Annotated in this window: 16 protein-coding genes; 8 read left to right on the top strand and 8 right to left on the bottom strand. The window is 68.0% G+C overall.

Annotation, left to right across the window (positions count from 1 at the left end; translation table 11 throughout):
- Both Q0S71_RS06670 and Q0S71_RS06665 read left to right on the top strand, forming a co-directional pair.
- The coding region (locus tag Q0S71_RS06670) for a BamA/TamA family outer membrane protein (protein ID WP_295993141.1) at nucleotides 1-169 on the top strand (169 nt) is incomplete at its 5' end.
- A complete protein-coding gene (locus Q0S71_RS06665) occupies nucleotides 169-4,629 on the top strand; it encodes a translocation/assembly module TamB domain-containing protein (protein ID WP_295993138.1) in 4,461 nt (1,486 codons plus the stop codon). The genes Q0S71_RS06670 and Q0S71_RS06665, both read left to right, overlap by 1 nt.
- Nucleotides 4,630-4,777: 148 nt before the next feature.
- Here Q0S71_RS06665 and Q0S71_RS06660 read toward each other — a convergent pair whose 3' ends face one another.
- The gene (locus Q0S71_RS06660; RefSeq protein WP_295993136.1) at nucleotides 4,778-4,924 is read right to left on the bottom strand and encodes a hypothetical protein; all 147 of its coding nucleotides are present in this window, start codon (nucleotides 4,922-4,924) and stop codon (nucleotides 4,778-4,780) included.
- A gap of 116 nt (nucleotides 4,925-5,040) precedes the next feature.
- Nucleotides 5,041-7,515: a prolyl oligopeptidase family serine peptidase gene (locus Q0S71_RS06655; RefSeq protein WP_295993132.1), complete on the bottom strand. Its 2,475-nt coding sequence runs from the start codon at nucleotides 7,513-7,515 to the stop codon at nucleotides 5,041-5,043.
- 178 nt (nucleotides 7,516-7,693) lie between these two features.
- On the opposite strand from Q0S71_RS06655, the gene Q0S71_RS06650 reads away from it, so the two are divergent.
- Complete coding sequence (locus Q0S71_RS06650; RefSeq protein ID WP_295993130.1) at nucleotides 7,694-8,236, top strand: hypothetical protein; 543 nt, start codon at nucleotides 7,694-7,696, stop codon at nucleotides 8,234-8,236.
- Between the two features lie 191 nt (nucleotides 8,237-8,427).
- Nucleotides 8,428-8,976: a hypothetical protein gene (locus Q0S71_RS06645; protein ID WP_295993129.1), complete on the top strand. Its 549-nt coding sequence runs from the start codon at nucleotides 8,428-8,430 to the stop codon at nucleotides 8,974-8,976.
- Between the two features lie 23 nt (nucleotides 8,977-8,999).
- Here Q0S71_RS06645 and Q0S71_RS06640 read toward each other — a convergent pair whose 3' ends face one another.
- On the bottom strand, nucleotides 9,000-9,347 hold the full coding sequence (locus Q0S71_RS06640; protein ID WP_295993127.1) for a hypothetical protein: 348 nt from the start codon (nucleotides 9,345-9,347) through the stop codon (nucleotides 9,000-9,002).
- 210 nt (nucleotides 9,348-9,557) lie between these two features.
- On the opposite strand from Q0S71_RS06640, the gene Q0S71_RS06635 reads away from it, so the two are divergent.
- The 4 genes from Q0S71_RS06635 (at nucleotide 9,558) to mazF (ending at nucleotide 12,183) form a co-directional block, all read left to right on the top strand.
- Nucleotides 9,558-10,019: a MarR family transcriptional regulator gene (locus tag Q0S71_RS06635; protein WP_295993125.1), complete on the top strand. Its 462-nt coding sequence runs from the start codon at nucleotides 9,558-9,560 to the stop codon at nucleotides 10,017-10,019.
- Nucleotides 10,003-11,496, top strand: coding sequence for an MDR family MFS transporter (locus tag Q0S71_RS06630; RefSeq protein WP_295993123.1), 1,494 nt, complete (start codon nucleotides 10,003-10,005; stop codon nucleotides 11,494-11,496). The genes Q0S71_RS06635 and Q0S71_RS06630 overlap by 17 nt, the downstream gene beginning before the upstream one ends.
- 103 nt (nucleotides 11,497-11,599) lie before the next feature.
- Nucleotides 11,600-11,842 (top strand): AbrB/MazE/SpoVT family DNA-binding domain-containing protein, encoded by a 243-nt coding sequence (locus Q0S71_RS06625; protein WP_295993121.1) that lies wholly within the window; start codon nucleotides 11,600-11,602, stop codon nucleotides 11,840-11,842.
- Nucleotides 11,842-12,183: an endoribonuclease MazF gene (gene mazF, locus Q0S71_RS06620; protein ID WP_295993120.1), complete on the top strand. Its 342-nt coding sequence runs from the start codon at nucleotides 11,842-11,844 to the stop codon at nucleotides 12,181-12,183. Before Q0S71_RS06625 ends, mazF begins: the two co-directional genes overlap by 1 nt.
- An 80-nt stretch (nucleotides 12,184-12,263) precedes the next feature.
- Here the strand turns inward: mazF and Q0S71_RS06615 are convergent, their stop codons facing one another.
- The 5 genes from Q0S71_RS06615 to Q0S71_RS06595 form a co-directional block, all read right to left on the bottom strand.
- Nucleotides 12,264-15,092 (bottom strand): ATP-binding protein, encoded by a 2,829-nt coding sequence (locus Q0S71_RS06615; RefSeq protein ID WP_295993118.1) that lies wholly within the window; start codon nucleotides 15,090-15,092, stop codon nucleotides 12,264-12,266.
- A gap of 3 nt (nucleotides 15,093-15,095) precedes the next feature.
- Nucleotides 15,096-15,944, bottom strand: coding sequence for a hypothetical protein (locus tag Q0S71_RS06610; RefSeq protein WP_295993116.1), 849 nt, complete (start codon nucleotides 15,942-15,944; stop codon nucleotides 15,096-15,098).
- Complete coding sequence (locus Q0S71_RS06605) at nucleotides 15,937-17,325, bottom strand: hypothetical protein (RefSeq protein ID WP_295993115.1); 1,389 nt, start codon at nucleotides 17,323-17,325, stop codon at nucleotides 15,937-15,939. Before Q0S71_RS06605 ends, Q0S71_RS06610 begins: the two co-directional genes overlap by 8 nt.
- A gap of 163 nt (nucleotides 17,326-17,488) precedes the next feature.
- Nucleotides 17,489-18,250, bottom strand: a complete 762-nt coding sequence (locus tag Q0S71_RS06600) for a DUF3108 domain-containing protein (protein ID WP_295993114.1) — start codon at nucleotides 18,248-18,250, stop codon at nucleotides 17,489-17,491.
- 2 nt (nucleotides 18,251-18,252) lie between these two features.
- On the bottom strand, nucleotides 18,253-19,002 hold a 750-nt coding region (locus Q0S71_RS06595; RefSeq protein ID WP_295993112.1), incomplete at its 5' end, for a DUF3108 domain-containing protein.

Raw genomic sequence — 19,002 nt, 5'->3', positions numbered from 1 at the left:
CTACGACGCCGGCAACGCGGCCGACAGCATCCGTGGCCTGCATCCGAAATCGGGCTACGGCGTCGGCGCGCGCTGGAAAAGTCCGGTCGGCCCGATCAACGTCGATGCCGCCTACGGCCACGCGGTCCACAAATACCGATTGCACTTTTCACTGGGATTCACGTTCTGATGTCCGCCGACGACCACACCCCCTCCTCCGACCCGGCACCCGCGCCGGCGCCGGCCAGGCGCCGCCGCTGGCTGCGCCGCACGCTGGTCGCCTTCGCCGTGCTGGCCGCGCTGGTGGCGAGCGCCGTCTGGCTGCTGGGCCGCCAGTCCACCTTGCAGCAACTGGTGGCGCGCGTGGCGCACGCCAGCCACGGCGAGATCGCCATCAGCGGCGTCACCGGTTCGCTGTACAGCCACATGCACATCGGCCACCTCGTTTATCGCAGCAAGGACGGCGTCGTCACGGCCGACGATATCGACATCGCGTGGTCGCCGCTGCAGTATTTTTCGGAAGGGATAGCGATCAGCGAACTGCATATCGCCAGCCTGACGTCGCACAGCACCGCGCCATCGAAAGCGGCGACGATGCCGACGTCGCTGGCCGCGCCGTTCCGGCTCAACGTGGCCGACGCGCGCCTGAACCAGCTGACGCTGATCGGCTTCGACGGCAGCCGCAATGTCATCAGCGACGTGCGTTTGCAACTGAGCGGCGACAAGGCCAGCTGGCACGTCGAACACGCCAGCGCGCAGACCGTCGTCGGCGCGCTGCAAGCCGATGTCACGCTCGGCGCCACCAAGCCGTTCGCGCTGACCGGCACGGCCACGCTGACGCAAAGCGCGGCGTCGGCCGGCGCGCTGCCGCCGGCGACACTGGCGCTGCGAGTGAAGGGCGATCTGGCGCTGGTGACGCTGGCGGCGCAGGGCAAATCCGGCGCCGCCAGCGGGGAAGCCTTGCTGTCGCTGGCGCCGTTCGACGCCATCATTTTGCGCGCGGCCGACATCAAGGCGCGCGGCATCGATCCGGCCAACTTCAACGCCACGTGGCCGCGGGCCGACATGAGCGCGAACGTCAGCGCCCGCATCGCGCCGGACCGGAAAATCTCCGGCGGCTTCGCGCTGCTCAACCACAGCCAGGCCGGCACGCTCGATGAACATCGGCTGCCGCTGCGCGGCTTCAGCGGCGACATAGGCGGCACGCTGACCGCCGCCACCATCGGCCACGTGCTGCTCGACCTGGGCGCGGCCGGCCAGTTCCACGGCAGCGGCGACGTACAGCGCGAAGCCATCGATGCCGGCATCGCCAGCGCCGCCTTCAAGCTGCACACCGACCGCTTCGATTTAAAAGGCGTCAGCGGCGGCATGAATAAGACCGACATCGCCGGCGACATCACCCTCACCAGCGCGGCCGACAAACTGACGCTGGCCGCCGCGCTGGCGCAGAACGGCCTGCGGCTCGACCTGCGCGCGACGCTGGCCGACGCGCTGCTGAAAATCGAGCAGGCCCGCCTGCTGGCGAAACAAGGCACGATCGACATCACCGGCCAGGCCGGCCTGAAAGCACACCAGCCGTTCACGGCCAGCGCCAGCGCGCGGCACTTCGACCCGTCGGCGCTGGGCGCGTTTCCGGTGGCGGACCTGAACGCCGACATCAGCGCCAGCGGCCAGCTGTCGCCGGCGTGGCAGGTAGCGGCCAGCTTCGCGCTGAAACCGAGCACGCTGTTCAAGCAGCCCTTGTCCGGCAAGGGCAAACTCGACGCCGATGCGCGGCACATCAGCGGCGTCGACGCCACCGTGGCGCTGGCGCAGAACACGGCGCAGCTGAGCGGCAGCTTCGGCGCGCCGGGCGAAAAGCTGGAGTGGAGCGTGGCCGCCAAACAGCTGTCCATCGTCAGCGGCGATCTGCTCGGCGCGCTCAACGCCAGCGGCGTCGTCACCGGCACCATGGCCGCGCCGCGCGGCAGCTTCACGGCCGACGCGCAGGGACTGGGCCTGGCCTCGGCCAAACATCCGGCGCCGGACAGCGTGCTGCACGCCGGCGGCGACGTGTGGCTGGCCGCGACGGCCGGCGAACAGCGCCACGCCGAACTGAAAATCAGCGGCAGCGCGGCGCGCCTCAATCCCGCCGCTTTCGGCGCCTTCCCGGCCGGCGCCATCAACGCCGACTTCAGCGGCGCGGCCCGGCTGACGAAGGACTGGCGCGCGGACCTCGACCTGGCATTGAAGCCGCCGTCGACGCTGTCGAACGCGCCGCTGAGCGGCTACGCCAGGCTGGCCGCCAGCGCCACCCGGCTTGAACGCGCCGACATCGACCTGCACCTCGGCGCCGACAGCCTGCAAGCCAAGGGCGGCTTCGGCGGCGCGCGCGACCGCATCGACTGGAAACTCGACCTGCCGCAACTGGCCACGCTCGGCCCGCAGTTCGGCGGCGCGCTGCACGCGGCCGGCGCGCTGTCGGGCACCATCGACAAGCCGGCGGCCACGCTGTCGCTCGACGGCGCCGGCCTGCGCCTGCCCGGCGCGCAGCAAGTCAGGACGCTGCGCGGCAGCGCCACCATCGGCAGCGTCGGTGCCGGCGCGGCCGACAACGACGCCATCGTCAGCGACATCGCCGTCGCCGGTTATGCCTCCTCCGGCTTGAGCATCGACAGCGCGCACCTGCAAACGAGCGGCACCCGCGCCGCGCACGTGATCGGGCTGTCGGCCAACAACAAGGACTTCGACGCGGCCCTGCGCATCAAGGGCGGCTCGAACGGCGGCGTGTGGACCGGCGTGATCGACACGCTGCAAAACCGCGGCCGCTACGCGCTCGCGCTGCAAGCGCCGGCCACGCTGCGCATCGCCGGCGCCAGCGGCGAAGGACTGGCCGGTCTGGCGCACCCGCAGCAGATCGCGCTGGCCAATTTCACGCTCAAGCTGCCGGACGGCGCGATCCGCATCGACAGCCTGGAAAAAGACGGCGCCCAGTGGCGCAGCAAGGGACAGGCCGGCGGCGTGCCGGCCAATTATCTGGCGCAGATGTCGGACGCGTGGCGCGACAACGTCAGCAGCGATATGACGCTGGGCGCGGCGTGGGCCCTGAACCTGCGGGCGGCGGCGCCGGGCGGCGCGCCGGCCATCGACGGCATGCTGCATGTGTACCGCGAAAAGGGCGACGTCACCGTCACCGGCGCGGACGTGCCGCTGCCGCTCGGCCTGCGCCAGCTCGACGCCCGCGTCGACGTCGCCGGCAGCGCCCTGCGCATGCAGCTGGCGATGGACGGCAGCCGCGCCGGCCAGGCCCGCGTCGACGCCACCGCGCAGCTGGTCGACGGCCGCCTGGCCGGCGACAGCCCGCTCAAGCTCGCCGGCAGCGCGAATATGGGATCTCTGGCGTGGCTGGCGCCCTTGTCCGGCCAGGCCGGCCTGGAAATGGATGGCACGCTGAAGCTGGCGATCAGCGGCGGCGGCACCATCGGCGCGCCGCTGCTCAACGGCGATATCAGCGGCGCGCAGCTGGTCGTCAACTGGGCCGACCAGGGCATCAAGCTGCGCAACGGGGTGTTGCAGGCGACGCTGGCGGGCGACCAGCTGCAACTGAAAAAACTGTACTTCGACGGCAGCTCGGGCCACGCCCAGGCCGAGGGCGCGATCCGCTTCGCCAACGCCGAAGCGACCATGCAGCTGGCGCTGAGCGCCGACCACCTGGAAGTGCTGGCGCGGCCCGACCGCACCCTGGTCGTCAGCGGCAGCAGCACGCTGACGCGCGACGCCAAGCACTTTGAGCTCGACGGAAAATTCAGGGCCGACCGCGCCGACATCGAACTGGCGTCGCAGGACACGCCGACCCTGAGCGACGATGTCGTCATCGTCGGCAAGGATGCCAGGAGCGGCGCCACCGGCAAGGCGGCCGCGCCGTCCATGCCGCTCACTATCGACGTCGAGGCCGACCTCGGCGACAACTTCAAACTCAAAGGCAAGGGCATCGACGCGCAGCTGGCCGGATCGGTGCGCATCCGCGTGGCCGAGCGCCGGCCGCCGCGCGCCACCGGCAGCATCCACGTCGTCACGGGCACGTATGCGGCGTATGGACAAAAGCTGGCGATCGAGCGCGGCGTCATCAACTTCACCGGCGCCTACGACAATCCGGGCTTGAACATACTCGCGGTGCGCAAGCGGCCCGACGACGAGCCGCTCAGCGACACCAACGTCGAAGCGGGCGTCGAAGTGCGCGGCACGGCGCTGGCGCCGGTGGCGCGGCTGGTGTCGACGCCGGCCGTCTCCGACAGCGACAAGCTGGCCTGGCTGGTGCTGGGCCACGGCATGGACAGCACCAGCGGCAACGACACGGCCTTGCTGGGCGCGGCCGCCGGCGCGCTGTTCGGCGGCGGCTCGGGCAAGCTGGCCAATTCGCTGGGACTCGATGAACTGGGCGTGGGCCAGGCCACGGGCACGCCGACCGGCACGGCGGCCGGCTTGCAGACGACGGTGGTCACCGTGGGCAAGCGGATTTCATCGCGCGCGTATCTGAGTTTCGAGCAGGGCGCCAGCACGGCGACGAGCCTGGTGAAGCTGCGCTACAAACTGAACCCGCGCTTCACGCTGCAATTCCAGACCGGCACCAACAACGCGCTCGACGTGCTGTACTCCTGGGCCTTCGATTGACGAATAAAGACCGAGCCGAAAAAAAGCCCGCTGGCGCGGGCTAGGACCATAATGTTTTGGTCCTGGCGTTTCATGACGGCTGCCTGTGGTGGGAGAAAACCAGTATAGGTAGCTCCCGCCGTCGGCACTCTACGCCAGCGCAATGGTTTTAACTGGGATTATGGTCCGGCACCGGATCGTCCTGCGGCGCCGGATGCGGCAGGTGGGGATGCTGGTGCGGCTGCGGTTCGGGCGCGGGATCGTCGACCGGCGCCGGGTCGGGCGCGCGGTGGGCGTGGATGAGGACAGTGTTCATGGCGGCGGCGCTCCATATCGATCGGACGATCACAGTAGCATGCGCGTCCATTGTACGCCGCCCCGTTGTGCGGCCCCGTTATGCCGTCCCGTTTTACCCACTCCCCTTTGACCACATCACGCCGCTGCGCCACCGGCCAAGGGGTCGAGCAGCGCGTGCTTCACGTGTTGATCGAGCCACGCGTTGGTCTCGTAGAGCATGTGCAAAATCGATTCGCGGGCGCGGTAGGCGTGGGCTTCGTTGGGCAGCATCACCAGCCGCGCCGTGCCGCCCAGGCCTTTGATGGCCTGGAACATGCGCTCGCTTTGCAGCGGGAAGGTGCCGCTGTTGTTGTCCTCCTCGCCGTGGATCAGCAGCAGCGCGTCCTTGATCTTGTCGGCGTTATTGAACGGCGACATGGCCTGGTACACGTCCTGCGCCTTCCAGAACGAGCGCTCCTCGGACTGGAAGCCGAACGGCGTCAGCGTGCGGTTGTAGGCGCCGCTGCGCGCCACGCCGGCGCGGAACAAACGCGTGTGCGCCAGCAGGTTGGCCGTCATGAAGGCGCCGTAGGAATGGCCGCCGACGGCGATGCGGTGGCGCTCGGCCACGCCGCGCCGCACCACCTCCTCGACCGCCGCTTCGGCCGACGCCACCAGCTGCGCCAGATACGTGTCGTTCGGCTCCTCGTCGCCGTTGCCCACGATCGGGAAGGAGGGGTTGTCGAGCACCGCGTAACCCATCGCCAGCAGCGCCGCCGGTCCCCAGTAGCTGACGGCGTTGAACAGATAGGGCGAACCCGTGGTCTGGCTGGCCGCGCTGGCGGTCTTGAATTCCTGCGGATAGGCCCACATCAGCAGCGGCAGCGGGCCGTCGCGCGCGGCGTCGTATTCGGGCGGCAGCATCAGTGTGGCCGTCAGGTCGATGCCGTCGGCGCGGCGGTAGCGGATCTGCTCCTTGCGCACGTCCTTCAACTGCGGCGTCGGATGCGGGAAGCGCGTCAGCGCGGACAGCTGTTCGCCTTCGGGCAGCGTCAGGTCGCGCACAAAATAATTGGGACGCTCGGTCGGCGATTCGCGCGTCGTCAACAGCCGCGTGCCCTCCTCGTTGAGCACCGCCATCACGTTTTCAAAATACGGCGCGGCGCTCTGGAACAAACGCGCCCGCTGTTTCGTCACCAGATTCAAACGGTCGATGAAGGGCCGCTCGCCGTCCGGCGTGGCGCCGGCGCCGTCGAGCAAAATCGACTGGTCCGGGCCGAACATCAGGCGCGGGAAGCCGGCGCTGTCGGCCCGCATCACCGGCGAACCGGGACTGCTGTAGCGGTCCTCGAACGAGCCTTCGTAGATCAGTTCCGGCGCCTGCGCCGGCGTATCGGGCGCGATCTTCCACTGCCGTACGGCGCGCGTCTTGTACCAGCGCTCGTGCAGCAGCGCGATCTCGCCCGTGCCCCAGGCGATGCCGGCGTAGCGCGCCGTCAGCCGCGCCAGCGTTTGCGGCGCGCCGAGGAAGGGCGCGGCGTGCTGGTAGACGATGTCGCGGAGCGCCGCGTCGACGGCGGGGTCGCCGCCATCCTGGGCCTCGGTCCACACCAGCGTGGCCGGCGCGTCGGCGCGCCAGGAAACGTGGCGCACGCCGTCGGACACGGCGTCGTTCCCCGGCGGCAGGCCTTCCTCCAGCGGCAGCGTGGCCACCGTGTGGACGATTTTTCCGCTCAAGTCGCGCACGTCGATGCGCTCGCCGAAGCTCGACGCCGGCACCAGATAGGAATACGGCCGCAAGATGCTTTGGGTGAGCAGATGGCGGCCGCCCGGCGCCACCGACACGCGCGAATACGGCTCCGGCTGGCCGACGGGCCGGGTGCGCCCGCCCAGGTCCAGCACGGCCAGCTGCACGGTGATGTAGAACTCGAACAGGCGCGCGTCGTCCTCGTTCTTCAACAAGTCCTGATAGGTGCGCAGCTGCTTGACGCCGGCGCCGGGCGCGGTGTCCTGTTGCAGCGGGCCGTTCGGCGCGGCCGACGGCGTGGGCGCCTTGCCGATGCCGGCCGGCCGCATCTGCACCAGCAGGCCGCTGCTGTCGGGCAGCCAGCTGAAGCCGCGACTGAGCACCGTCGACAGCGGCCGCGTCGACAGCTTCTTGGCGCTGCGGCTGGCGATGTCGACCAGCCACAGTTCGACCGCGCCGGTGTCGCCGGCGTAGGCGACGTGGCTGAACGCCAGATGGCGCTGGTCGGGCGACCAGCTCAGGTCGGCCAGCCGCAGCGCGCGCGGCAGGCCGCGGATGGCGCTCTCCTGGCCGCTCGCCACGTCCAGCAGCGCCAGCCCGGTGCCGAAGGAAAAGCGGCTGGCGGCGCAGGTGCGCGGGTTGATGCGCTCGCCGGCCAGCTTCAGTTCCGGCTGCGCCACTTCGACGATGCCGGGCAGCGGCGGGGTCTGGATCAGGGCGGCGATGTCGCGCCGGGGACTGAGGCTGAGCGCCGGCGCGCGCGGCGCGTCGACCAGCGCCTGCAGGGCGGCCGGCGGCAGCTGGTAGCCGCTGTTGCGGGGCGACTGCGGCGCCGCCGCCATCAAGCCGAGCGTGGCGGGCAGCAAGGGTATCTGGTGGCTCATGGAGATCCGATCGAGGTAGGTGCGGCGGGAGCTGGGGCGGAACGGACGATGTGCCGGTCCAGTTTGCTCATGCCGGGGGCAATTGTCAAATTCCGGCGCCGCGCTGTTGTCGGCACACCCGGATTGTGGCTTACAATCGCGCTTTGCGCCGCGCCGCGCCGACTTTCTGGAACCGCTGATGGAAAAGACTACCCTCGTACTACTGTTGCTGGTGCCACTGATGGTATGGCGCATCTATTCGCGCCTGAAACGGCTGATGACGCGCACCGAGCTGCACCTGTGGCGCGCCTACGCCGCCGCCGTGGCGCTGCCGCTGGCGCTGGGCGCTGCCGCCGCCAGCGCCCTCGGCGCGCCGCTGGTGCTGGGCGCGCTGGCGCTGGGCGCGGCGGCCGGCGTCGGCCTCGGCCTGTGGAGCATGAAACTGAGCCGCCTGGAAAACACGGCCGAAGGCTTTTTCTACACGCCCAACCTGCATATCGGCCTGATCGTGTCGATGCTGTTCATCGGCCGCCTGCTGTACCGCGGCTTCGAGCTCTACCTGCAAATGCACAGCGGCGAGCTGGTGCCGCCGAATAACTCCCAGCTGACGCCGCTGACGGCGCTGCTGCTGGCCATCGTGCTCGGCTACTACGCCAGCTACGCCGTGCAGCTGATCCGCTGGCGCCGTGGCCAGCGGCCGGTGGCCGCGCTCGGGCTGGACCTGCCGCTGCCGCCGCTGTAACGGGTCGCTGTCACTGCCTGCCGCGACCGTCGGCCATGACTATCAATCCGCATGGCGGCGGCTCCGGCCGGCGCCGCCGTGTTTTCAATCCGCCACGGTTTCGCGCGCACGCCACGCCAACGCACTGTTGCCGTTCGATTTGGTGTATCCTGAATGTATCCACTCAGCAACTATGTTAACCTGGATACCCCATGGGCAGCGCACCAGACTTCGTCACGCAGACCGTCATATATGACAAGACCGACCAGGGTCGCGATGAAATCGCCACCCGGCGCCAGCATCTGGCGCCGCGCTTGCGCACGCTGCTGCTGCTGGTCGACGGCCGCCGCAGCGAGCAGGAACTGCTGACCAGCGTGGCCGGCCTGGGCTTGAACAGCGCCAGCCTGGACGAACTGGTGGCCCAGCACTACATCGTCGCCACCCGCCTCTACGCCACGCTGCCGCTGGACGACGCCCCGCCGCCGGCACCGACGCCCGCCGTTGCCGCTGCGCCGACAGCGCCCATCGATGCCGAGGCGCCCGATCCGGTCCAGCAATTCCAGGCGCTCTACCAGTTTTACACGCGCACCATCAAAAGCACGGTCGGCCTGCGCGGCTTCACTTTGCAGATGAAAGTGGAGCGGGCCGCCACCATAGTCGACTTGCGCGAACTGCGCCAGCCCTTCCTCGACGCCGTATTAAAAGCCAAGGGCGACATCGTCGCCCTTGAGTTACTCGCCCAGCTGGACCGGCTGCTCTAAGGGCCGCCGGTTCGGCGCGGCGCTTACTTTCCGATCTGGCGGCTGACGCCATTTTCCTGCTGATTCAGCGCGCGCTGGTCCACCTTGGTCAGATGGCCGCCGTCCTGGCTGGCCATGCCGCGTTCTTCCCGGCGTATCGTATGGTCTTCCCGATGCAGGGCGGCGCCCTGGGCCTTGCTGATCTCGCCGCTTTTCACTTCGTTATGGATGCGCTGGTCCTGGTGCGCCAGACGGCTGTTGACCTCGACCCGGCGCGGATGGTCTTTCTGCCAGGTGGTTTCGGCGGCAAAGCTGGCGCCGGCGGCGAAGGTGCAGATGGCGGCGATGGCAGCGATGGCGGCGGTCTTGACGGCGAATTGCGTGGTTTTCATGGTGGGTCTCCTTGGTGTAGTTGAACAGTGATCCGACACGCCATTAACGCATTGATGTGCTCGCCTGGTCGACACAGATTCTGTATCTAGTGTAAGCAATTGTAGTGTGGCGTAAACACGCCGCGAATAAAAGTTTGATCGCGGCGCCGCTTATCGCTAATATAGATAGGTAGTCTACCTATCATACTTATTTAATCCGACGGGACATCCTTGCCGAAATCGAAACAGGAACAAGCCCGCTTGCTGGCCGACGATCTGCGCGGCGCGCTGCTGCGCCTGTTCCGCCAGATCAAGCGCGAAAGCTTCGAACCGGAACAGGGCGCCACCACCTTGCAGAAGCTGCTGCTGGTGTCCGTGCACGAGCAGCCCGGCATCGGCGTCGGCGAACTGGCCGCGCGCGAAAAGCTGCGCGGCCCCACCATCAGCGGCTACGTCAAGCAGATGGAGGCGGCCGGCCTGCTGCGCCGCACCGCCTCCGACCCGCAGGACCGCCGCCGCGTCGGGCTGTACCTGACCGATCTGGGCGAGGCCACGCTGCAAGCGATGCGCCAACGCCGGCTCGACTGGCTGGCGCGCCAGCTGTCAGCCATGACGAACGAGGAACGGGCCGCCATCCGCAACGCCATAGGCCCGCTGGGCCGCATAGGAAACCACGATGAACAAACTCAATGAAGCCGTGAGCGACAACAGCGGCGCGGCGCCCGAAAGCGAAATCCGCGCCGTCTACCTGGGCCTGATGGTGGTGATGGGGCTGGGCGCCATCGACCAGAGCATCGTCGCCACAGCCCTGCCCCGCATCGTCACCGACCTGGGCGGACTGGCCCATTTGTCGTGGGTGGTGACGGCCTATGTGCTGGCCTCGACCAGCACCATGCCGCTGTACGGCAAGCTCAGCGATCAGTACGGCCGCCGGCCGCTGATCCTGTTCGCCGTGGCGCTGTTCCTGTTCGGCTCCGTGCTGTGCGGCCTGGCGCAGAACATGACGGAGCTGATCGTGTTCCGCGCCATCCAGGGCCTGGGCGCGGGCGGCTTCTTGCCGCTGGCCCAGATCATCATCGGCGACCTGGTGCCGCCGGCCGAACGGGCCAGACGCCAGGGCGGCATCGTCGCCGTGTTCGCGCTGACCAGCGTGCTCGGCCCCCTGCTGGGCGGCATCATCACCGACCTGCTGTCGTGGCACTGGATTTTCTACGTCAACCTGCCCATCGGCGCCGTCGCCCTCTACCTGATCGGACGGGCGCTGCGGCCCTCGCCCAAGCGCCAATCACGCAGCATCGACTACCTCGGCTCCATCCTGCTGACCGGCAGCACGGTGGCCTACCTGCTGGTGCTGTCGCTCGGCGGCAGCGAATGGCCGTGGGCCTCGGCCCAGGTGGCCGGCGCGACGGCGCTGGGCACCGTGCTGCTGGCGCTGCTGCTGCGCCACGTGCGCCGCGCCGAAGACCCCGTGCTGCCGCTGGACCTGTTCCACAGCCGCGTGTTCAATCTCGGCTCCATCGTGATGGCGCTGGCCTTCCTCGGCCTGATGGGCACCAGCGTGTTCTTCCCGCTGTTCTTCCAGATGGTGATGGGCGCCGCGCCGGCGCGATCGGGCCTGCTGACGGTGCCGCTGATGGTGGGCGTGGTGATCGCCTCGGTCCTCAACGGCCGCGTGCTGGCGCCGACCGGGCGTTACAAGGCGGCCCAGGTGGCCGGGCTGAGCGTCGCCACCGCCGCCTTCGCGGGACTGTCGTGGGGCATCCACGGCGGCGCCGGCTATGCGCTGATCGAGCCCTGCATCTTCGTGCTGGGACTGGGATTGGGCCTGGTGATGCCGAACATGACCATCGTGGTGCAGAGCGCGCTGCCGGCGCCCCGGCGCGGCGTCGGCACGGCGATGCTGACCTTCTTCCGTTCGCTGGGCGGGCTGGTCGGCGTGACCGGCTCCGGCGCCATCCTGTCGTGGGAAATCCACGCCGGCGGCTTGAGCGGACCGGCCATGGCGCTGGCCACGGCGGCGCGCGCGCCGGCCGTCGTGGAACTGTACCGCAGCGCCATCGCCCACGTGTTCATGGCCGGCACGGTGCTCGTCGCGCTGGCGCTGCTGGTGCTGTTCTTCCTGCCGGAGCAGCCGGTGCCGGCCAAAGCGCCGGCGGCCACGCCCGACTAAATTGGACGCGCAGTGTTGAGCGGCCTCACGGACGGCTATCGACATCGTTGACACCCGTTTTCTTCTGCGCTACCGTGATAGCCCGAAACCGGCGAGGCCTGTCATGCGTGTGATCGTCAAAAAGTGGGGTAACGGCGCCTCGGTGCGGATACCGGCCGGCGTCATGAAGTCTGCCCGCCTGAATTTGAACGACGCGGTGGACATCCGCGAAGAAGATGGGCGCATCATCATCGAGCCCATCCGGGAAGGCGTTTTCAACCTGGCACAAATGCTGGCCGACATCACACCCGAAAACATGCATGCGGAAGTCGATTTCGGCGCGCCGGTCGGCAAAGAGAAACTCTGATGAATCACCGCTACGTCCCCGACGCCGGCGATATCGTATGGTTGAACTTCGATCCGCAAGCCGGCCATGAGCAAGCGGGGCACAGGCCCGCGCTGGTGATCAGTCCTTCGGCATACAACGACAGGATGGGTCTGATGCTGTGCTGCCCCATGACCACTCAAATCAAGGCCTATCCTTTTGAAGTTGCCGTCGCTGCCAGCCGCAATGGCGTCGTACTGGCGGATCAAATCAAAAGTCTCGACTGGCGAGTTCGCAAAGCTATCCGAAAAGGCAAGGCAACGGCAGGGGAACTGGCCGAGGTTCGCGTGAAAATATGCTTATTGGTGGTGGGCGCGGGATAGATTCCGCCACCCTGCTCAACGAAAAAAAGCTGCCGTTTTGAGACGGCAGCTTTTTCATTTTGCGGCATCGCGTAGCCGGATCAGGCCACCTTCGCGGCCTCCGTCGGGCGCCGTTGCAGCACGAAGATGGGCTGCGCCCACTCGGTGTCCTTCTTCTTTTTGCTGGTGATGAGGGTCAGCTCGGACGGGTCGTAGACGTCGGTGTTGTGGGTCAGCGGCGTCGTCATCAGATACTGCGCCTCCGTGTTTTTGAGGAACTCGCCGACCAGCTGGATGTTGCGGATGTCGAGGTGGGCGAACGGTTCGTCGATGAAGACGAAACCGCCGGAACCGTCTTCCGACTTCAACAAACCAATCAGCAGCACCAGCGATTTCATCACCTGCTGGCCGCCCGACGCTTCGCCGTCGTTCATGCCGATGATGCCCTTGCCGTCGAACTTGAAGCGCACGTGCAGCCCGGCCTGCGACAACTGGGTGTCGTCGTTTTCCAGCCGCACCGGATCGGCGTGCACCTCGATGCCGGCCAGCTCGCCGAGCTCCTTGATGTTCTTCGAGTAGGTCTTGACCGTGTAGCGCAGCCGCTCGATGTAGGCGCCGCGGGCGTTGCCGGTCGCTTCGATGGCGCGGTTGTTCTGGTAGCGCCGTTCGTCGGTCTCGGACTGGCGGCCGTGCAGCTGCTCGTTGAGGCGCTGGTACTGGTCGATGACGGTGGCGTCGAGTTCCCAGTCGCTGCGGGCCAGGCTGGCCTCCAGGCTGTGGATGCGCAGCGCCACCTGGTGCGCGTTCTGGTGCTCGCCCACGAGGCGCGTGCGGCGCGCCGGACGGCGCCAGCTTTTCGGCAGATGGCGCCAGCTTCTGCGCAGCGCCAGCAGGGCGCGCGCGTGCTCGGCGCGCTGCTCGATCTGGCGCTTGTAGTTCAGGCGCAGGCCCGCTTCCGCTTCCGACAGGGCGAAGCGCGCGTTCTGCCACGTGGTGTCGGCGCGGGTGCGGGTGACGGTGGCGTTCTTCATCAGCGCTTGCAGCTCGCCGAGGCGGGTCCCGACTTCGGTGCGCTCGTCCTTCAGCGGCACGGCGTTGCGGGCCGCGTCGTCGAATTCCTCCAGCCGCGCGGCCAGTTCCTTGGCCGCGTCGACGCCGGCCAAACGGGTTTTGAGCGCGCTCGTTTCCGACGCCAGCTTCGAGACGGCCAGCGTCAGCATGTCTTCCTGCGTCTCCAGCGCCGGCAGCGATTTCTGGATCGCTTCCATGCGCTGGGTGCGGCCGGCGTCGCCGAAGCGGTAGCGCGACGCTTCCACGAACAGCGAGCGGCCGCCGCGCCGTTCGCGGTGATAGGCCTCGGGCGTGATCCATTCCTCGGCGCTGCCCAGGCGCGCGCCGGCGTCGACGTTGTCCACGCGCGTGATGCGCGACAGCTGCTCGACCAGCCACGATGGCACCTTGGCCGCGAACTTCACGACCGACATCAGGCTGTCGTCCTTGATGGCAGGCGCGTGCACCAGGTCCGGCACGATGAAGTGGCGATAGCGCTCCTTCTCGGCCAGCTTGTAGGCGGCCGAGGCGTCGCCCGATTTATTGAGCAGCACCACCGAGGCATAGCCCCCAAGGACGCCTTCGACCGCGCCCTGCCAGCGCGCGTCCGTCACTTCGACGATATCGGACAGCATGGCGTGGTCGATGCCGGCGTCGCGCAGCGCGCGGCGCATGGCGCGCACATTGTCCGGCTCCGGCATCGCGGTCTTGCCCTGCAGGGCGGCGATGGTCGCCAGCTCGCCGGCGATCTTCGCGGCCAGCGCGTCGCGCGCCTGGCGCTGGCGCGCCAGCTCGATTTCTTTTTCCTGCAACTGCTGCGCCACTTCGGCCAGGTCGGCGCCGGAATCGGCGGCCAGCTTTTGCAGGCGCGCCTTTTGTTCGAGCAGACTGTCGAGCGGTTTGAGCTTGCCGTTGATGTGGGTGAGCCGCGTTTGCAGCGAGGTCGATTCCTGCTCCAGCACCGTCTCGTGCTGCTGCGCCTCGGTCAGCGCCTTGGCCTGCGCGGCCAGCGCGTTGCGCTTGTCGCTCAGTTGCTGGTCGGCCTGCGCCATCGGCCTGCGGGCGTCGCGCAGCTGGCGGCTGATGCCGTTGTGCTTTTCGCGCACCTCGTGATACTCCAGCGTCGGCAGCACTTCTTCCTGCAGGTTGCGGCGCTCCTTGTTCAAGTCTTCCCACTGGTGGTAATTGGCCACGCGCAGGCGCAGTCCTTCCAGATTGGTCTTCGATGCTTCGAGCTCCGTTTCGAAGCGCTTCAATTCGACTTCGGTGTCGCGCTGGTGGCGCTTCGCTTCGTCGTAGGCGTCCAGCACTTCCTTGTCGCCGAAGACCTGGAACACCAGGTCGAGCAACTGGCGCGGCGCGTATTCGCACAGCTTGTCGGTCTCGCCCTGCTCCAACGCCAGCACTTTCGCCATCGCCGGCGACAGGCCGGCGTTGGCCAGGCGCTTGCGGTAGTTCTCGACGCCGAGCCAGTCGTTGGCGTCGCTGATGTCTTCGATCTGCACGTTCCCGGGCCGCATCAGGTACTGGCGCTTCCAGTCGCCGCCGTTCTTTTGGATCTGGCAGAACAGCGTCACTTCGTCGTCGCTGAAAAAGCCGGAGCTGCGGAACGGCCGGTTCGACAGCTGCTTGCCGACGTTTTTATTGTCGACGACGGCGCGCAGCCACGCGGTCTGCTGGCCGGAGTGGCGCGCGTAGTGCTTGTAGGTGCGGCCCATCGAGCAATCGAGGCCGAACAGGGTGCGCAGCGCGTCGAGCAGCGTGGTTTTGCCGGAGCCGTTCTGGCCCGCGATGGTGATGATCTTGGCGTCGAGCGGGATATTCTTGATGCGCTGCCAGTAATCCCAATGGACCAGTTCTAGCGATTTAATGTGGAACATGGATTAGTCTCTGGTTGGGGTGTCGTCGGACGGCGCAGCGGTGGCGGGCCGGGTCGCTTCGAGATCGGTGTCGATGGCGGCGGCGGGTTCGGATGCCGGATCGGCGTCCAGCTCGGGCGCGCGATCGTCTGCAAGCTCGCCGGCCGGCTCCTTGCCGATGGCGCGCGCCTGCACGTCGACGGCGTCGTCGGCCGGCGCCGGACGGCGCGGCACGGGAATGATCTGCGCCGGCGCGCGCTTGAAGACGTCGGCCAGCGCGCCGTTGATGATGCGCTCCTTGAGCATGTCGGTATCCATCATCAAGTCCAGCAGCGGACCTTCGACGATGATGTCGCCGCGCCGTTCGATGAAGCCCAGCCGCGACAGTATCCCGAGGTTCATGTCGAGCCGCGTTTTTTTCCCCAGCTTGTCGCCGAAGTCGGCCAGCAGCGCCTTGTAGGCGATGCCGATGGAGGTGTCCTCGGCGCGCGGCAGCGGGCGGTCGACGCCGAACATGTCGTTCTGGTCGTCGTCCGCGTGCTGGTGGGTTTCCTGGCGTTCGCGCTTGGGCAGGATGATCTGCGCCCACAGCACCACCAGCAGGGCCACGCCGTCGCGCGAGAGGCCGAAGTTATTGTTTTGCCAGACGTCGCGCGCGCCGAAGATTTTCGGCTCGATGGCGCGCGTCAGCGCCAGCGTCACGTGGTCGGCGTAGACGTTGTCGAGCAGTTTGAGGCCGGTGGCCAGCAGGCGCGCGTCGACTTCGGCGCGGAACAATTCGTCCGACAGCACGCGCTTGACCAGCTTGTCCTCGCGGCGCAGGGTCTGGTGCGTCAGCAGACGCGCGATCAGGATTTGTGCATCGTCATTCATCGGACTTGTCGCCTTGCGGTTGCGGTTGCGGATCTAGGGAGAGCGAAGGGAGCAGCGACAGCGTGGCCAGCGACATGGCCGCCACGTGCGGGTCGTTCAGCTGAATCATTTCGTCGGTCGGTGTGAACACCACCGGCAGCCGCGCCAGTTCGGCGGTGGCGCCCTGCAGGCTCGCTTCGGAGGCGTCGCCCAGCAGCGGCAGCATCGAGGCGCGGTAGGAGGCGATGGCGAAGCTGGCCGGCAGCAGCGAGTCCTGGATCGGTATCGACTTGGGCGCCTCCTCGGCGATGCTGGGGAAGTTGCCCAGCGCGGCGAAGTCGGACAGGCGCGCCAGCCAGTCGTCGAGTTCGCGCTGCATGGCGGGGCCGTCGTTGATGGTGGTGGGGGCGTCGGTGCCGGTCGGCAGGCCGCCCTGCACCACGCCGCTGGCGCGGTCGGCCAGCAGCTCCGTTTCGGCCACGTCGATCATTTCGGCCGGCGTGGCGAACAGCGGCAGCACCGGCTGCTCGATGGCGCCGACGGCCAGCGAGGCCAGATCGTCGTGCAGCAGCAGCCAGCGCTTGATGTCGGTGGTCGACAGGCCGGACTGGCCGAGGTGGACCCGCTGGCGCTCGATCTGGTTGAGCGCGCGCGAGAACATGCCCTGCATATTGAGCAGCGCGCTCTGGGCCCGGCCGATGGCCTGCGCCGCCTTGTGGGTGGCGCCGTCGGCGTTTTCGTCGGAGGTGATGGCGCGCAGGATCTCGGACCCCTTCTCGACCCAGTCGCAAGCCATATGCCACTTGGCCTGCGACTCGCGCAGGCGGAACTCGGAGCCGGAGGCGATGGCGTCGGAAAATTCTTCGGTCAGGTCGACCAGGCGGCCCAGCAGGTGCTGCAATTGTTCGACCGAGACGCCGCCGATGGCCTGGCCGCCGGCCACCTGCGACAGCAAAAAGCCCATCTCGGCCTGGTCCTCGGTCTGGCCCAGCGCCAGCAGGCCGTCGATGGCCGACAGCACGTTGCGCGCCATCGGCGTGACGCGGTAGACGGCTTGCTGCGCGTCCCACGCCAGCAGCTGGTGGGTGCGCAGACGCATCAGCACCGTTTCCAGCGACTCGGGCAACAGGTAGGCCAGGCGGGTGTTGATGTCGGCGCGCGTGAAGGCCGACGCCGAGGTGTCGGACGCCAGTTCGCGCAGCACCAGCAGGCGCACGAGGACGCCCTCGAAGCCGCCGTGGAACAGCGCCGTGAACACCTGCAACAGCGGTTGCGCGCGCTTGAGGTGGTAGACCTGCTCGATCTCGTCGGCCGCGATATTGGGCTGGAAGTGCGCTTGCAGCGCGTCCTGGGGGTCTTGCTCGATCACCGGTGCTTCAGCGGCCGGGGCCGCGCTTGCCATTGTTTCTATCATCTCTGCCATTCTGTACGTCGCGCGTAGTGGCGAAGAGGCGGCGCCGGCGCGTCGGGACGCGGCGCCCGCATCTCCAACGCGGGGGCGTCAGTATAACAGCTCCGCCTTGCCGGCCAGCACGCAAAACGTGGCGGCGGGCCGGCGCCGGCGCTTACTTCTTGGTGATCTTTTCCAGCTGCTGCTCGAAGAAGTCGCCATCGGCGTCGTTGAAGCGGATCTTGACCGGATACCAGTCCAGCGACGGCGCCAGCCACAGGTCCACCTGCTGGCCCTGCGCGTCCGGCGGCGGCGCCTTGACCACGTGCACGGCGCTGACCTCGCCCATGCCGGTGTGCACGGTCTCGGTGCCGACCACCTTGAAGCTCCACGCCTCGGCGTCGCGGCGGCCGGCCACGAAATAACGCCACTCGGAGCCGGGCTTGAAGCGCTCCGGCGTGGCGCGGGCCTGCGCCACCAGCTGCCACGGCGCGCTGGTGCGGTCCTGCTCGCCGCCCTTGATGGCATAACTCTCGTCGCCGTCGGTGAAGACGATGGTCTTGCTGTCGCGCTTGAAGCTGGTCGTGGTCGGGTCCTTGCGGAAGCGCTTTTCATAAAAGGTCAGCGGCGCCAGGCCGTAGTCGTCGACCAGGCCTTCGCTGCGGTTTTCCAGCACCTTGCCCAGCAGCGAGGCGTGGCTTTCCATGGCGATCGCGTATTTGCCGTCGCCCGCCTGCCAGTGCACGACCGCGTCGCCGCCCAGCGACAGGCCGTGCTGGCGGGTCTTGACGGAATAATCGAGCTCGGCCGACGGCGCCAGGCTGTAGGCGTGCTTGACGCTGGGATGCTCGGCGTCGGCGGCGCCCGCCGACGTCGCAACGACGATGGCGGCCAGCGCCAGCAGCGGCGCAGCGCGGCGTAAATAGGGGTAGACCATGGTTAATTCCTGTTCTCGGTGACGGTGATTTTGGAGACGGTCTGGGTGGTCAGCGCGCCGCTCGCTTCGGTGTTGCGGATCTGGATGGGATACCAGTTGCGGCTGGGCGCGAGCCAGATGTCGAGCCGCGACGAATAGCTGCCCGGCAGCGGCGGCCGGGTCAGGTGCAGCGTGACGATGCGGCCCATGCGGGTGTCGAGCTCCTCCTCGCCGACCAGCTGGAAACGGAAGATGGCGGCGGTTTTGTCGTCGCCGACCATGATGTCGATGTCGCCGCTGAACTGGTTGACGTTGGCGCGGCCGATGCCGCCGAGCTGGAACGGCACGGTGGCCTTGTCCTGCGCGCCGGCCAGCAGCGGGTAGCGCTGCTCGGACGCGGAAAAGCTGATGCTGCCGTCGTCGCGGTTGAAATGGGTGGCCGTCTGCGCGTGGCCGGCGCGCTTTTCCGTCGACAGGTCGGGCGCGATGCCGTAGTCGTCGATGGTGCCGGTGCTGGTCAGCGCCAGCAGGTTGATGCGGATCAGCAGGCTGATGCCCGCCTCCACCGTCAGCTTGTAGCGGCTGCCGTCGCTCTGCCACGACATCGACGCTTCGCCGTTGTAGGTGCTGCCGTTGGCGTCGACGCGCTTGACGTCGAGCGCGAAGTCGGCCGGCGGCGGCAAATGGACTTTATAGCGGCGCGCGCCCATGGCCGGCGGCGCGGGCGGCGGCGGCGCCACGCTGGCATCGGGCGCGGCGGCGGCGCTGGCGGC

The sequence above is a fragment of the Rugamonas sp. genome (assembly GCF_025354735.1).
Lineage (GTDB): Bacteria > Pseudomonadota > Gammaproteobacteria > Burkholderiales > Burkholderiaceae_D > Rugamonas.
This window is presented reverse-complemented; position numbering and strand designations above follow the sequence as displayed.

Bases quoted from the DNA above. Each gene is read 5' to 3' on its own strand.
- Q0S71_RS06600 (WP_295993114.1), bottom strand. From the start codon at position 18,250: ATGGTCTACCCCTATTTACGCCGCGCTGCGCCGCTGCTGGCGCTGGCC.
- Q0S71_RS06650 (WP_295993130.1), top strand. From the start codon at position 7,694: ATGGAAAAGACTACCCTCGTACTACTGTTGCTGGTGCCACTGATGGTA.
- Q0S71_RS06625 (WP_295993121.1), top strand. From the start codon at position 11,600: ATGCGTGTGATCGTCAAAAAGTGGGGTAACGGCGCCTCGGTGCGGATA.
- Q0S71_RS06640 (WP_295993127.1), bottom strand. From the start codon at position 9,347: ATGAAAACCACGCAATTCGCCGTCAAGACCGCCGCCATCGCTGCCATC.
- Q0S71_RS06615 (WP_295993118.1), bottom strand. From the start codon at position 15,092: ATGTTCCACATTAAATCGCTAGAACTGGTCCATTGGGATTACTGGCAG.
- Q0S71_RS06630 (WP_295993123.1), top strand. From the start codon at position 10,003: ATGAACAAACTCAATGAAGCCGTGAGCGACAACAGCGGCGCGGCGCCC.
- Q0S71_RS06605 (WP_295993115.1), bottom strand. From the start codon at position 17,325: ATGGCAAGCGCGGCCCCGGCCGCTGAAGCACCGGTGATCGAGCAAGAC.
- Q0S71_RS06655 (WP_295993132.1), bottom strand. From the start codon at position 7,515: ATGAGCCACCAGATACCCTTGCTGCCCGCCACGCTCGGCTTGATGGCG.
- Q0S71_RS06610 (WP_295993116.1), bottom strand. From the start codon at position 15,944: ATGAATGACGATGCACAAATCCTGATCGCGCGTCTGCTGACGCACCAG.
- Q0S71_RS06660 (WP_295993136.1), bottom strand. From the start codon at position 4,924: ATGAACACTGTCCTCATCCACGCCCACCGCGCGCCCGACCCGGCGCCG.
- Q0S71_RS06645 (WP_295993129.1), top strand. From the start codon at position 8,428: ATGGGCAGCGCACCAGACTTCGTCACGCAGACCGTCATATATGACAAG.
- mazF (WP_295993120.1), top strand. From the start codon at position 11,842: ATGAATCACCGCTACGTCCCCGACGCCGGCGATATCGTATGGTTGAAC.
- Q0S71_RS06665 (WP_295993138.1), top strand. From the start codon at position 169: ATGTCCGCCGACGACCACACCCCCTCCTCCGACCCGGCACCCGCGCCG.